This is a genomic window from Streptomyces sp. NPDC088706, assembly GCF_044752765.1.
Classification (GTDB): domain Bacteria; phylum Actinomycetota; class Actinomycetes; order Streptomycetales; family Streptomycetaceae; genus Streptomyces.
On sequence record NZ_JBIVLW010000002.1, the window covers coordinates 142,076 to 156,475 of the forward strand.

Annotated in this window: 11 protein-coding genes; 7 read left to right on the forward strand and 4 right to left on the reverse strand. The window is 71.9% G+C overall.

Features of this window, described 5'->3' with window-relative positions:
* Positions 1 to 4: 4 nt before the first annotated feature.
* Positions 5 to 2,398 (reverse strand): transglycosylase domain-containing protein, encoded by a 2,394-nt coding sequence (locus ACIQAK_RS06240; protein WP_366387127.1) that lies wholly within the window; start codon positions 2,396 to 2,398, stop codon positions 5 to 7.
* Positions 2,399 to 2,617: 219 nt separating this feature from the next.
* Between ACIQAK_RS06240 and ACIQAK_RS06245 the strand changes: the two genes are divergently transcribed.
* The 5 genes from ACIQAK_RS06245 (at position 2,618) to ACIQAK_RS06265 (ending at position 7,032) form a co-directional block, all read left to right on the forward strand.
* The gene (locus ACIQAK_RS06245; RefSeq protein ID WP_366387128.1) at positions 2,618 to 3,418 is read left to right on the forward strand and encodes an ABC-2 family transporter protein; all 801 of its coding nucleotides are present in this window, start codon (positions 2,618 to 2,620) and stop codon (positions 3,416 to 3,418) included.
* Positions 3,411 to 4,298, forward strand: coding sequence for an ABC transporter permease (locus ACIQAK_RS06250; RefSeq protein WP_366387129.1), 888 nt, complete (start codon positions 3,411 to 3,413; stop codon positions 4,296 to 4,298). The genes ACIQAK_RS06245 and ACIQAK_RS06250 overlap by 8 nt, the downstream gene beginning before the upstream one ends.
* 11 nt (positions 4,299 to 4,309) lie before the next feature.
* On the forward strand, positions 4,310 to 5,338 hold the full coding sequence (locus ACIQAK_RS06255) for an ATP-binding cassette domain-containing protein (protein ID WP_366387796.1): 1,029 nt from the start codon (positions 4,310 to 4,312) through the stop codon (positions 5,336 to 5,338).
* Positions 5,339 to 5,443: 105 nt separating this feature from the next.
* Positions 5,444 to 6,178 (forward strand): DUF1707 domain-containing protein, encoded by a 735-nt coding sequence (locus tag ACIQAK_RS06260; protein WP_366387797.1) that lies wholly within the window; start codon positions 5,444 to 5,446, stop codon positions 6,176 to 6,178.
* A 206-nt stretch (positions 6,179 to 6,384) separates the two neighbouring features.
* Positions 6,385 to 7,032: a hypothetical protein gene (locus tag ACIQAK_RS06265; protein ID WP_366387130.1), complete on the forward strand. Its 648-nt coding sequence runs from the start codon at positions 6,385 to 6,387 to the stop codon at positions 7,030 to 7,032.
* A 52-nt stretch (positions 7,033 to 7,084) separates the two neighbouring features.
* On the opposite strand, the gene ACIQAK_RS06270 is transcribed toward ACIQAK_RS06265, so the two are convergent.
* Positions 7,085 to 7,909: a hypothetical protein gene (locus ACIQAK_RS06270; protein WP_366387131.1), complete on the reverse strand. Its 825-nt coding sequence runs from the start codon at positions 7,907 to 7,909 to the stop codon at positions 7,085 to 7,087.
* Positions 7,910 to 8,090: 181 nt separating this feature from the next.
* Positions 8,091 to 9,332 (reverse strand): SGNH/GDSL hydrolase family protein, encoded by a 1,242-nt coding sequence (locus ACIQAK_RS06275; RefSeq protein ID WP_366387132.1) that lies wholly within the window; start codon positions 9,330 to 9,332, stop codon positions 8,091 to 8,093.
* Between the two features lie 160 nt (positions 9,333 to 9,492).
* On the opposite strand from ACIQAK_RS06275, the gene ACIQAK_RS06280 reads away from it, so the two are divergent.
* A complete protein-coding gene (locus ACIQAK_RS06280; RefSeq protein ID WP_366387133.1) occupies positions 9,493 to 10,929 on the forward strand; it encodes a DUF445 domain-containing protein in 1,437 nt (478 codons plus the stop codon).
* A 260-nt stretch (positions 10,930 to 11,189) separates the two neighbouring features.
* Here the strand turns inward: ACIQAK_RS06280 and ACIQAK_RS06285 are convergent, their stop codons facing one another.
* Positions 11,190 to 12,119 (reverse strand): hypothetical protein, encoded by a 930-nt coding sequence (locus ACIQAK_RS06285; RefSeq protein WP_366387134.1) that lies wholly within the window; start codon positions 12,117 to 12,119, stop codon positions 11,190 to 11,192.
* 185 nt (positions 12,120 to 12,304) lie between these two features.
* Between ACIQAK_RS06285 and ACIQAK_RS06290 the strand changes: the two genes are divergently transcribed.
* Positions 12,305 to 14,173 (forward strand): PQQ-binding-like beta-propeller repeat protein, encoded by a 1,869-nt coding sequence (locus ACIQAK_RS06290; RefSeq protein WP_366387798.1) that lies wholly within the window; start codon positions 12,305 to 12,307, stop codon positions 14,171 to 14,173.
* The last annotated feature ends 227 nt before the right edge of the window (positions 14,174 to 14,400 follow it).

Consider the following 14,400-nt stretch of genomic DNA (forward strand, 5'->3'; position numbering starts at 1 on the left):
GGGCTCACCCGCCCGGGGGGCGGGCGCCCCGGACCCCTTCGATGAGGCCGCCGCCGAGGGCTCCCGTACCGCCGTCGTCGGTGCCTCCGTCGGTGCCGCCATCGGTTCCGGTTCCGCCGTCGCCGCCGGTCGTTCCCGCGTCCGTCCCTCCTGTCGCCCCGTCCGTGGTGGCTCCCGTGGTGGTGTCGCCGCTCGGCGGGGCGGAGGAGGCGGGGGACGAGGGGGTGGTGGCGGCCGGGTCGCCGGGGGAGGTGCTGGAGGGGGAGTCGTCCGGGGTGGCCGGTCCGGTCGTGGCGCTCTCCTCGTCGCCCGGTTCCTGCGGTTCGTCGGAGCCGGGGGCGGTGCGCAGGTCGAACTCCTGGACCGGGGAGGAGCGCAGGGCGGCTTCCGTGTAGGTGGCCCAGGTCTCGGCGGGGGCGCCGCCGCCGTTGACGCGGTCCAGGCCGAGGGCTCCGTACAGCGGGGTCTGGACGCCGGACTCGGGGTCCTGGCCCAGCACGGCGACGACGGTGGCGAGGTCGGGTGTGTACCCGGCGAACCAGGCGGCCCTGTCCTCCTCGGCGGTGCCCGTCTTGCCGACGGCGGGGCGGCCCGCTGCCTGCGCCGCGGTGCCGGTGCCGCCCTCGACGACGGAGCGCAGGAGGGCGGTGGTGGTGTCGGCGGCCTCGCGGGGGACGGTCTGCTCCGTCTTCCGGTCGGGCAGCGCGATGTCCGTGCCGTTCTTGGTGACCTTGTCGACGAGGGTGTACGGACCGTGCCGGCCGTGGTTGGCGAGCGTCGCGTACGCCTCGGTGAGGTCCAGGACGCTGGCGGTGGCGGGGCCGAGCGCGATGGAGGGGGAGGGGGTGAGGTCGGGGGTGGTCTTCGGGATGCCGAGGGCGATCGCGGTCTCGCGGACCTTCTCGGGGCCCACGTCCTGCGCCATCTGCGCGTAGACGGCGTTGACGGACTCGTCGGTGGCGGTGCGGACGGTGATCTGCCCGTAGTCGACGTCGTCCTCGTTGGCCGGCTCGTATCCGGTGGAGCCCTGCGGTCCCTGGACGGTCCGCTTGTTGGTGCCGTCGTAGTACGTCTGAGGGGTGATGCGCCGGCCGTCCTGGGTGGTGGAGTCGTTGGCCACGGCGGAGGTGAAGACGAACGGTTTGAAGGTGGAGCCGACCTGGTAGTCGCGGCGGGTGGCGTTGTTGACGTACTGCCGGGTGTAGTCGACGCCGCCGTACAGCGCGACGACCTCGCCGGTGCCGGGGACGATGGAGGCGCCGCCGACGCGCACGTTCCTGTCGGCCTCGCGCTCGCCGCTCCGCTTCTTCATCACGTTGTCCTCGACCGCGGCGACGAAGGCGTCCTGCTTCTGCTTGTCCAGGGTGGTGGTGATGCGGTGGCCGCCGGTGGCGAGGGTCTTCTCGTCGATGATCCCGTTGCCGGTGAGGTAGTCCTCGACGGCCTGGACCAGGTAGCCGCGCTGGCCGGAGAGGCCGGTGGAGGGCTTGGCCTCGCCGGGGACGGGGAACTCGGTGGCCGACCGTTCGCCCGGTTCGAGCCAGCCCTCCTTGACCATGCCGTCCAGGACGTAGTTCCAGCGGTCCAGGGCGGCCGGCCTGCTGCCGGGGTGGGCGACGACGTCGTACGCGCTGGGGGCGTTCAGCAGGGAGGCGAGGTACGCGCCTTCGGCGGTGGTGAGGTCCTCGACGTTCTTGCCGTAGTACGCCTGGGCGGCGGCCTGGATGCCGTACGCGTTGCGCCCGAAGTAGCTGGTGTTGAGGTAGCCCTGGAAGATCTGGTCCTTGCTCTGCTCGCGGTTGAGCTTGATGGCGATGAAGAACTCCTTGGCCTTGCGGACGACGGTCCGCTCCTGGCCGAGGTAGTAGTTCTTGACGTACTGCTGGGTGATGGTGGAGCCGCCCTGCTTGCCCTTGCCGGTCGCGGTGTTCCAGCCGGCCCGGAACATGGCCTTCACGTCGACGGCGGGCTGGGAGTAGAAGTCGCGGTCCTCCGCGGCGAGTACGGCCCGCTGGACGGTCAGGGGCACCTGGGAGAGCTTGATCTTCTCCCGGTTCACCTCGCCGTCGCGGGCCAGGACGCTGCCGTCCCGGTAGAAGTAGACGTTGGACTGCGCGTCGGCGCCGGCGTTGGCGGCCGGGATGCCGACGAGCTGGTATCCGGCGAAGAACCCGCCGACGAGCAGGAGTCCGACCACCAGGACGGACCCGAGGACCAGCCGCCAGGTCGGCAGGGCGCGGCGCCAGCCGGTCCGCTTGGGGCGTTTCGTGCGCCCCTTCCTTTCCGGCGCGCTCCCCGGTGCCGTCCCCTGCGCTCCGTGCGCCCCCTCGTCGTCCCCGGGGCTCGCGGAGGCGGCTGAGGGGTCCCGGGGGGCCCAGTTCTGTGGCTCGTCGCTCATGTCGGTGCGGGCTCCTCGGGTGCGGTCGGTTCTCCCCATAGTGCCCTTTTCGCCGGGAAACCCTCGTATCATCCTCCGATCTCCCTCGTTCTCCGTCCTCGCTCCCCCGGAAAAGGGCTCGCGGTGGCCGCCGTCCGTGCACTAGGGTCCTGCGCTTCGGTGCCGGGAGCCGGGGAGCGGGTCTCCCCGCGCGGTGGCGGCGGGGGAGAGGGGACGGGTGTGCGGCTGTACGCAGTGGTGGCGGTGGGCGGGTTCCGGCGTTACGCCACCTACCGGACGGCGACGGCGGCGGGGGTGTTCACCAACACCGTCTTCGGCTTCATCCTGGCGTACACCTACATCGCCCTGTGGGACGAACGCCCGCAGCTCGGCGGGTACGACATGTCGCAGGCGCTGACATACGTGTGGATCGGGCAGGCCCTGCTGGCCGCCTGCGCCATGATGGGCGGCGGCTTCGAGGACGAGCTGATGGAGCGGATCCGTACGGGGGACATCGCCGTGGACCTGTACCGCCCGGCCGACCTCCAGCTGTGGTGGCTGGCGGGGGACGTGGGCCGGGCGGCGTTCCAGCTGCTGGGACGCGGGGTGGTGCCGATGCTCGTGGGGGCGCTCGTCTTCGACCTCGCGCTCCCCGGCTCGCCGTGGATCTGGCCGGCGTTCCTGCTCTCCGTCCTGCTGGGCATCGTCGTGAGCTTCGCCGTGCGCTTCCTGGTGGCGCTGTCGGCGTTCTGGCTGCTGGACGGGGCGGGCGCGATCCAGATGGCCTGGCTGCTGGGGCTGTTCTTCTCCGGGATGCTGCTGCCGCTGCCCCTCTTCCCGGGGCTGCTGGGCGAGGTGGCCCGGATGCTGCCGTGGTCCTCGCTGCTCCAGATCCCGGCCGATGTGTTCCTCGGCAAGCACACGGGGTGGGGGCTGGTGGAGGTGTACGCGTTCCAGGGCGGCTGGGCGGTGGCGCTGCTGCTGGCGGGGCGGCTGCTGCAGACCGTGGCGACGAGGAGGGTGGTGGTGCAGGGTGGCTGAGAGCGTGCTGACCACGGGGACGACGGGCCGGGAGCCGGAGACGGCGGGCGGCTTCGCGTTCGAGGACCGGCCCCGGCTGCTGGAGGGACTGCGCGCGTACGGGCTCATCGTGGCGATGTGGGTGCGCTCGACGATGGCCTACCGGGCCTCGTTCGTCATGACGACGCTCGGGAACCTCGCGGCGACCGCCTTCGACTTCGTCACGATCGCGCTGATGTTCACCCATGTCGACACGCTGGGCGGCTACACGCTCCCGGAGATCGCCCTGCTGTACGGGGTGTCGGCGACCGCGTTCGGGCTGTGCGACCTGCTGCTGGGATCGATGGACCGGCTGGGCCGCCGGGTACGGGACGGAACGCTCGACACCCTGCTGGTGCGGCCGGTCCCGGTGCTGGCGCAGGTGGCGGCGGACCGGTTCGCGCTGCGCAGGCTCGGGCGGGTCGCCCAGGGCCTCGCGGTGCTGGGCTACGCGCTCATCACCCTGGACATCGCGTGGACCCCGTTGAAGGTGCTGATACTGCCGGTGATGGTGGTGAGCGGGGCGGCGGTCTTCGGCGCGGTCTTCGTGGGCGGGGCGGCCTTCCAGTTCGTCGCCCAGGACGCCTCGCAGGTGCAGAGCGCCTTCACCTACGGCGGGGCGACGCTGCTCCAGTACCCGCCGACGATCTTCGCCAAGGACCTGGTGCGCGGGGTGACGTTCGTGGTGCCGCTGGCCTTCGTCAGCTGGCTGCCCGCGCTGTACGTGCTGGACCGGCAGTACCCGCTGGACCTGCCGCGCTGGGTGGCGTTCCTGACGCCGGTGGTGGCCGTGGTGTGCGGGGCGCTGGCCGGGCTCGCGTGGCGGGCGGCGCTGCGGACGTACCGGAGCACGGGCAGTTGAGACAGAGGGAGTTGGGCACGGTGGGCGGGTTCACACAGGAGGGCCGGGAGGGCACGGGCCTGGACGGCGACGGCTTCATCGCCCTCGTCTCCGTCGAGAAGGTCTTCCAGGTCCGCCGGAAGGCGGGCCTGCTGCGCCGGGAGCGGCGTGCGGTCCGGGCCGTGGACGGCATCAGCTTCCGGGTCGCGCGCGGCGAGATGGTCGGCTACATCGGCCCGAACGGCGCCGGGAAGTCGACCACGATCAAGATGCTGACGGGCATCCTCACCCCCAGCGGCGGCCGGCTGCGCGTGGCGGGCATCGACCCCGCCCGGGAGCGTACCCGCCTGGCCCACCGGATCGGCGTGGTCTTCGGCCAGCGGACCACCCTGTGGTGGGACCTGCCGCTGCGCGACTCGTACCGGCTGATGCACCGCATGTACCGCATCCCCGACCGGCGTTACCGGGAGAACCTCGACCGCTGTGTCGAACTCCTGGACCTGGGGGAGTTGTTGGAGGTCCCCGTACGCCAGCTCTCCCTCGGTCAGCGGATGCGGGGCGACATCGCGGCGGCCCTGCTGCACGATCCGGAGGTGCTCTACCTGGACGAGCCGACGATCGGCCTGGACGTGATCTCGAAGGCCAAGGTGCGCCAGTTCCTGAAGGAGTTGAACGCGGACCGCGGGACCACGGTCCTGCTGACGACGCACGACCTGACCGACATCGAGCAGCTGTGCCGGCGGGTGATGGTGATCGACCACGGCCGTCTGATGTACGACGGTTCGCTCGCCGGCCTCCACGAGGTGGGGGAGAGCGAGCGGATGCTGGTGGTGGACCTGGAGCGCGAGCTGCCCCCGATCGAGCTGGAGTCCGACGTGTCGGGCCCCGGTCTGCGGGCGGTCAGGGTGGAGGGGCCGCGGCAGTGGCTGGCCTTTCCCGCCTCGGCGTCGGCCGCCCCGCTGGTGGCGCGGATCGCGGCACAGTACCCGCTGATGGACCTGTCGGTGCGCGAGCCGGACATCGAGGCCGTGATCGCCAGGATGTACGAGGCGGCGCCCTGAGGGCGGGCCGTTCCGGCCGACGCGTACAGGTCCGGTGCCTGCGGGTCTGTGCCGGGAACGGGTGTGTTCAATAGGCTGGGCGGTATGACAAGTGAACGTCCGGACATGCGTGCCTCCGACGCTGAGCGTGAGCGGATCGCCGAGTTGCTGAGGGAGGCCGTGGCCGAGGGCCGGCTGCAGATGGACGAGTTCGAGCAGCGCCTCGACCAGGCCTACACGGCCCGTACGCACGGGGAGTTGGAGCCGCTGGTGCGGGACCTGCCGGCCCCCGGCACCGCGGTGGCCCCAGTGGGCTCCTCCGCGCCCGCCCCGCTGCGGGGGTCCGCCGCGAACTGGCCGGCGCGGATCGGCGGCACCGCCACGTCCAGCGGCGGGTTCGCCTTCTGGGGCGGCTTCAACCGGAAGGGCCGCTGGACGGTGGGCCGCAAGTTCACCGCCTTCGCGATGTGGGGCGGCGGCGAGATCGACCTGCGCGAGGCGCACTTCGAGGACCGCGAGATCGTCATCCGCTGCTTCGCGGTCATGGGCGGCCTGCATGTGACGGCCCCGCCGGAGCTGAACGTGGACGTCCGGGGCATCGGCATCATGGGCGGTTTCGGCGAGGGCCCGAACGAGGAGGGCGAGCCCGCACCGGACGCCCCGCGCGTCACGATCACGGGCCTGGCCCTGATGGGCGGCGTCGGCGTGGAGCGCAGGCGGACGAAGGCGGAGCGCCGCCGCCTGAAGGAGGCCGAGGAGGCCGAGCGGGCGGCCCGCGAGCGGCGGCTGGAGGGCCCGGACGGGGGAGCGGAGGGCCCGGACGGGGGAGCGGAGGGCGGCGGTCGCAAGGAGCTGGGCTGAGCGACCCGTTTCCCGTACGTCACCTCCGTACGCGGCCTTTCCGCGTCAGGTCCGAGGGGCGCGCCGACGTCAAGTCCGCCCGGCCGAGCCCCGGTCGGCGGACCGCTGACACCTGTCGTACTGACGAGCTAGTCTTGCGCTCCGGAATGGAGCGGTCATCGGCAGGGGCGGGGCGTCGGAACGTGGGCTTTTTGGAAGACTGGGACTTGAGCTATGACGAGATCAACGAGCTGCTGACTGATAACCCGAGCCTGCGCTCGTTCGTCATGGGCTACGCGGCCGAGGTCAAATGCCGCAACATGTTCTTTCGTGAGCACCCCGATGTTTCGGCCATCTACAAGCCGGACGACCACGACCGTACGGAGAAGGGTGACCTGATCATCACCTACCGGAATCACCGCTTCGCCGTCGAGGTGAAGAGCATCCAGACGGTAAGTATGAACAGGCGTAGGCGCAGCGGGAACATAGAGCCCTACTACCAATGCGATGCCAGTGACCGGCGCACGGTCATTTTCGATGACGGCAGCTCTGTCGAGACAACGGCACTACTCGTCGGCGAGTTCGACGTCGTGGCGGTGAACATCCACGCCTTCGCCGGCAAGTGGGCCTTCGCGTTCGCCAAGAACGAGGATCTTCCCACCATGGAGGGTGCGAGCCGTGGGGCGGCCAGGGGGTACACGCAGCACCAGCAGCGGAATCTCATCAAGACGACGATCAGGATCGACCTCGAGCCCGGTGCGCCGTATGTCCGTGATCCCTTTGTGCTGTTCGACCAGATCATCGAGGAGCGGAAGCGCGGCGAGGCCCCTACTCAGCAGGCCGTGATCGTGGAGGAAACGGATCCGCCCAGCTGACGGCCGGGAATCCGGATACGGAGAACCCGCGCAAGGGCGGTCGGAGCGGTGCTCAGAAGAGCTCCCCTTCGACCGCGGTCGGGTCTCCTGCCGGGGGCGGCGAAGTGGTCGCCTCCCCGGGCCATGGCTCGATCGGGCGCAGACCCATGGCGACAAGTTCTCTGGCGGTCGGTCGAATTCGCTTGGGATACTCGGGATTTCGCTTGACGAACACCAGGAAGTACGAGTGGTTCTTACGGGCGTGTTCCTGCCTGACCAGTCGCGCGACGCCTGGCCTGTTCGGCCGAGTGACGACGAACAGATCCTTGCAGTAGAAATCTTCAGCCAGCTCGTTGATGATTTCCACGTGAGTGAGCCGCTGACGGTTGGCGGACACCTCGTCCTGGCACTTCACGATGAACAGGCCGTAATTGCGGAGAACGCGCTTCGCTTCCCAGGCGGCCTTGAAGTAAAGATCGAGTACCGCATCATGCCACTTCGGGGCACCTTCGACATGTTCGGTTGCCTGGCTGTCGCTGTAGCGCTCCCTGAAGGCGCTGTGCGTGCCCGATCCGGCCATGTGTCCAGTGTTCTTGCGGAACAATCCCTCCATGTACGGGGGATCGAGCACCAGCGCATCGATCGAGCCGTCTTCGTACGGCAGCTCTCGGCAGTCCACACCCATCTGAAGGTCTGTGGCCTTTACGTCGTACAGACCATCCGGCACCTGTGTCCAGAAGGCGCCTTTGCCCCACGTCACGTCCGCGACGGTCGATCCGGCCGGCACGAACAGGCGCAGGATGTCACGGAAGACAGGAGCGTTCAGCCCCGCGTACGAGCTGAGGACGACGTCGGTCGTGGCTCGGCCGATCGGCCGTTTGCGCGGCTGCTTCTCCACAGTGATGACCTCTGCTAGCGGACTGGGTGCTCGACGATCCTGGGCAGGCCGACTACCGGGACATGTGCAGTCTATCGGCCGGTGGGCGGGCGGTGACGGGGCCGGCCCGACCGGACGGACTCGCAGCTCACGGGCGGCTACGCCGGGTGAAGACCTGATCTGGGCCGGGCGTTCCGGCAGGTCAGAGCTCGTCGGAGTTCGGCGTGCGGGCCCGCTCCAGGGACGTCAGGTCCACCCGCTCGCCGAGCACCCGGTATCCGGCGTCGTTGAAGTGCAGGTGGTCGCCGGAGTCGTATGCGGCGCGGATCCGGTCGGGCGCGTAGGGGTCGCGTACGGCCTCGTCGAAGTCGACGTACGCGTCGAAGACGGAACCCGCCCGGATCTGCTCGTTGACCGCCAGCCGTACGGCGTTGCGCTCGGGCGTCCAGGTGTGGAAGCCCTCGAACGGGGTGAGGGTCGCGCCGACGACCGTCAGCCCGTGGGCCCGCGCCTGCTCGGCGAGGGTGCGCAGGCCGGCCACGATGCGCCCGGCGTCGGGCTCCTGCGGGGCCTGCTGCACGTCGTTGATGCCGAGGGCCACGATCACGGTGCGCGCCCCGGCGACCGTGAGCGCGTCCCGCTCGAACCGGACGAGCCCGGCATGGCCCGCGGAGCCCGCGGTGAGGAGCCGGTTGCCCGCGATACCCGCGTTGGCGACCCCGTACCGGCCGCCCAGCCGGTCCGCGAGGACGTCCGTCCAACGGGAGTTGGCGTCGGTGGTGGAGCCGCTGCCCGCGGTGAGCGAGTCCCCGATGACGACGACGGTGCCGGGCGCGGCTTCGTTGCGGACGTCCACGGCGGTCAGGTAGCGCCACTCGGTGGCGGACCAGGTGCCACGGTCGTCGGCCAGGTAGGACGTCTGGTGGCTGTTCGGGTGGTAGGTGACCGGGCCGCCCGCACGCGGGGTGCGGAAGGTGACCTGGAGGTCGGAGTCGGGGGCGACCGGCACGACGACCGGGTCGCTGACGATCTGCCCGCCCGCCGCGACGGTGACGCCGGTGGCGCCGCCGAAGGTCACCGGACGGGTGTTGACGGCGGCCCGGTCGACGAGGAGCGGGACGGTCCCGAAGAGGTTGGAGAGCGTGATCCGGGCGGCGTTCCCGCCGACGCTGGTGTGCACGACGTTACGGATGGTGCTTCCGGGGAACCCGTTGGCGGCGCCCGGCTCCGCGCCGACGGGCGCGGTGGTCCAGGTGGCGACCCAGCTACCGCCGGCCTTGGCGGGGGCGACCGGGTTGCGGGCCGCCGCGTGCGTCTCGGCCGGAGGGAGCGGGGCCGGCCGGGGTCCGGCGAACAGCGTCGTGCCGAGAACGGCGGCGACGGCGAGTACGGCGGTGCCCGCCAGTAGGGCGATGAGCAGGGCGTACCCCTGGCGCCTGGGCATGTGCGGTGGTTCTCCTTGTGATGATCGTGCTGGTCCCATGATGCGACAGGCCGCGGGGAACTCGACGTGCGGCCCGGGAGTAGGGGAAGTAGGGACAAGGCGTACGTCGCGGGGGCCGGGCGTACGCGGACGGCGGGAGCGGGTGGAACGGGTGGAGCGGATGGAACGGACCGGTTCCGGAGGGCAGGACGCGGTGCAGCAGCCAGGGCAGGACCCGGACTCCGGAGGGACCGGGTCCAGGACGCGGACCGGCGCCCGCGGGGAGCTCGGACCGGGAGCGGCGGGCGGCACCGGGCCCGGCCCGGGCGCCGCGCCCGGGCCGGGCCCGCTGGCCTCGTTCGCGTACACCGCCGCCGACGAGGAGAAACAGCGCGGCGTCCGGCGCATGAAGCTCACGGCGACCGGCCTCCTTCTGCTCGTCGCACTGGTCTACGTCCTGGCCACCTGGGCGGAACACTCAGGTGTGAAGGGCTGGCCGGGCTACGTCGCGGCGGCTGCCGAGGCGGGGATGGTGGGCGCTCTGGCGGACTGGTTCGCCGTCACGGCGCTCTTCCGGCACCCGCTCGGCCTGCCCATCCCCCACACCGCCATCATTCCCAGCAAGAAGGATCAGCTAGGACAGTCCCTCGGTTCCTTCGTCGGCGAAAACTTTCTCTCCGGAGACGTCATTCGTGACCGAATTCACGCTCTGGGGGTCGGCCGAAGGGTCGGCGCGTGGCTGTCGGAGCCCGCCCACGCCGACCGGGTCACCGCCGAGTCGGCCACCGCGCTGCGCGGCGCGCTGACCGTGCTGCGGGACTCCGACGTCCAGGCGGTCGTCGGCGAGGCCATCACCCGGCGGGCGAACGCGGTGGAGATCGGCCCCGGTCTCGGCAAGATGCTGGAGCGGATCGTGGCGGACGGCGGCCACCGCAAGGTCGTCGACCTCGTCTGCGTACGGGCGCACGACTGGCTGGTGGAGCACGGCGACTCGGTGATGGACGCGGTGCAGGGCGGGGCGCCGGGCTGGACGCCGCGCTTCGTGGACAAGCGGGTGGGCGAGCGGGTCTACAAGGAGCTGCTGCGGTTCGTCACGGAGATGCGGGACATGCCGGGCCACCCGGCACGCGGCTCCATCGACACCTTCCTCACCGACTTCGCGGCCGACCTCCAGAGCGACGCCGACACTCGGGCCCGGGTGGAGCGGCTGAAGTCGGAGATCCTGGGCCGTGGTGAGGTGCAGGACGTCATCGCGTCGGCCTGGTCCTCCGTCCGTACGATGATCCTCGCGGCGGCCGAGGACGAGCGCAGCGAACTGAGGCTGCGGGCCCGCGCGTCGCTGATGTCGCTGGGCGCCAAGCTGGCAGGTGACGAGCGGCTCCAGCGCAAGGTCGACGGCTGGCTGGAGGACGCGGCGGTATACGTGGTCACGCGGTACCGCGCCGAGATCACCTCGCTGATCAGCGAGACGGTGGCGAGCTGGGACGCGGACCAGACGTCGAAGAAGATCGAGGCGCACATCGGCCGCGACCTCCAGTTCATCCGCATCAACGGCACGGTGGTCGGCGCGCTGGCGGGCCTGGCGATCCACACGGTGTCGCGGGCGCTGGGGGGCTGAGGCCGGTGCGGGGCTGAGGGTTCCGGGTGCGTACCCGTCCTGTCGTACGGGTACGCACCCGGCTTACACGGGGGAGTTGCCCGGTAGTACGGGGGCGGGGCGGCGGGTGTTCAACGGGGGCGGGTTTCTTCTCGGGACCCGGGGCTCGGGGCGGCCTCGTCGCGGAGCCACGCCGAGGAGCAGCGCCGGAGCTTCCGCACGCACGGCCCGTTGCCACCGACGCTTCCGTGCTGACGGCCCCTGCCACCGACGCTTCCGCGTCACACCCCGCCCCCGCATCCACCGCAGCCGCCGCCGCCACCGCACGAGCTGGTCGCGCCGACACCGCCGTCGTTGGCCCAGCCGGAGGTCCGGGCCTGGCCGGGCCGCTCCGCGGGGGCTGTCCCGGCCGGCCGCGCGTCTGCTCCGGCAGCCCGTTTCGGCCGGGGCCCCCGGGCCCGCTCCTTGTCGACCAGGCGCTCGCACAACGCGTCGAACTCGGGCCACTGCGGCGCGGCGTACCTCCCGCCCTGCCTGGCGGTCGCCCCGATCCAGATGCCCGCCGGCACATGCGCGGCCACGACGACCAGCAACCAGGCACCGCTCGGATCGGGCTGCCTGACGTAGTGGCCGATGCCGTACGCGAGGACGGCGACGAGGGCGCCCACCGCCGCCCAGGCGGCCGCGCGGTCGGGGACGTAGCGCACCCGCCGTACCGGAAGGCCGCGCCGGGCGGTACGCCGCAGCAGGGCGATGAACGTGCGGAATCCGGGGGCCTCCATGACCCGCTCGACCACATCGGCCCCACCGGCGTCACGCACGGCCGTCTGGAGCGCGGCCAGTACGGGGTCGGGGTCCGGCCGCACCGCGTTGCGCGCTTCCTTCCGCGCCCGGCGCCGTACGCGGGAACGCCGCTGCCGACGGGCCAGCACCAGCACCCCGGTCCGGGCCGCCTCCCTCTCCCCGCCGAGGTGGTACGCGGCGAGGACAGGAGCGGACGCACCGGCCTCGAAGAAGCGCCGCATGGCCCACCGGTCACGCTTGAGCGTGTAGCCGAGGCGGAGCAGCGAGCCCGCCATGAGCACGGTGAAGGCACTGCCCCAGATCACCGCGAAGGCGGCGTAGACCGGTAAGTCCGCCAGGAAGTCCGCCATCTGCTCTCCCCCGTCCAGCCCCGTCCGCCCGCCGTCGCGGGGCGACGGGGACGTCACCGGTCTCCAGAGTGGCAGCAACGGCGGCAACAGCACAGTGATCTGACGGATAGTGAGGCAAGAGGGGAGCTGTCATCGGAAACGTGCGAGGCTGGTCTCTGTGTCCGCGCAGCCTCTATGGTCGCCTCCGCCAGGATTTCCGGTCCGCGGGACCGGCAGGCCATGAGGGGGCGGACGTGACCGCGATGTATCGGGGAGGCGCTGCGCGCACGGGCGTGGCGGGAGCCGCGCGCGCTCCCGAAGAATTCCGCCCGTGGAGCACTCGGAACGCCGGCCTGGTGTCGGCGGCGCCGGTCGTCGCCGCCGGAACGGTCCTGGCCGTCGGAGCCGGTGGGACGCTGACCGCACGGGACGCGATCACTGGTGTTCACCGCTGGAGGTACCACCCGGCGACGACGACGTTGTCCCCCGCCGTCGCCGCCGCGCCGGTGGTCCACCGGGGCGCGGTCTACTTCGTCTCCCGGGAGGAGGGCGGCCGCCTGCTCTGCTTGGACCTGAGGACGGGGGACGTCCGCTGGTCCCGCGACACGGGCGTCGCCACCGCCCCTCCCGCAGCCGGTGGGGACCTGGTCTTCGCCTGCGCGGCCGGGCCCCGCTTGTGCGCGCTGTCGGCGGCGGACGGCAGTGAGGTGTGGACGGCGGAACTCGGCGGCCTCCAGGTCGAGGAACGGGACCTGATCCAAGAGGTCCTGTACAGCGGCGGGCGGCCGGTCCTCTTCGGTTCCTCCCCCGCGGTCCGCCACGACAGCGTGTACCTGGTGGCACCGGACAGCGTTCTCCACGCGTTCGCCGCCACGGACGGCTCGGCACGGTGGAAGCGGGAACTCGGCCTATCAACCCGGACGAGCTGCGCGGTCGAGGCGGGCCGCGTCTACGCGGCCGACCCCATGGGTGTGCTGCACGCGCTGGACGCGCGCGACGGTCGGACGCTGTGGACCCGGGACACCGGCGTCGAGGCCGGTGACGTCGTCCCGGTCGTGTTTGAGGGCCGGGTCTACCTGGCCGGCCGGGCGGTCTCCGCGGGGACTCCGCAGCTGACCAGCGGAGCCGTCCTCGCCTACGATGCCGAGAGCGGCGCGGACAACTGGTCTGTTCCTACAGCCAGTTGGGTCGCGGCGCCGCCGGCTGCGGGCCACGGCCGGGTGTACCTGGCCACCCGGGGCAGCGCACTCAACGGCGCGGAGCTGTGTGCGCTCGGCGCCACCGACGGCCGGACGCTGTGGCGACGTCCGTTCGAGCACCGCTCCGCGCATCCCACCGATGTCCGATGGGACGGCCTGCGGATCGCGCCGACCGTCACCGACGGCGTGCTCTACCTCGGCCTGCCGGACGGCACTCTGCGGGCGCTGGACGCCGCGACCGGCATCGACGCCTCCCCGCTCCTCAAGCGCCGCGCCCTGCGCCGGGGCCGGCCGGTCGGCATGCGCCGCAACCGGCCGGCCGCGTGGCTCCGCCCGACGCTGCGGGTCCTGCTGCTGGTGGCGCTGTGCGTCGCGGTGGGCGGCGCCGTCGGGGCCACCTCATGGTGGCTCGCGGCCAGCGCCGGCGCCGCACCCCCGCTCATGGCGGCCGCGCGGTCGGTGTCGCGGCGGCTCTTCACGCTCGGCGTACGTGCGCAGTTGCGCGGCGCTTTCGGCGGCGCGGCGCTGATCTTCGCCCTGACCCTCGCCACACAGCTCCTGACATCCCCCGGCCGGCGATCCGCCGTGCACCGCGTGCGCACGCTCGGCAACCTGGCGGTATCCGTGGGCCAGGCAGACAAGTTCGCGCACTGGAAGCGCCTCGCCGCCGCCCACCGGTACGCGGCCTCAGCCCTGGCCCGCCGGTCTCCCGGCCAGGAGACCGGGATTCTCCGCGCCCAGTCCTACGCCATGACCGCCCAGGGCTTCACCGTCTTCCACGAGTCCGGACAGGCCGCCGGAACGCGCGAGGCCGCTGCCTACGCGGCCCGCGCGGTGGACCTCTACCGCTCGGTCGACGCCTTCTCCGGCCCGCACCGGACCGAGGCGGAGCAGGCCAACCGCCTCTACCTGGCACTGGTCACCCCCGCCTGAGCGCTACGCCTGAGGCCACCGTTCCGGGTGCCTGCGGTGGCCCGTTCGCCGGCACTGCGGCACTGCGGCACTGCGGCACTGCGGCACTGCGGTACACCGCGGTATGCGACGCGGACGCACGTGCTCCGCCGGGGCCGGTGGCCATGCCGACAGGCGTTCAGGACGAAGGTGACCCCGGCCGGTGCGGCGGACGGCCACTCCCTCGGCCGGGTCTCGCGGCGTACCGA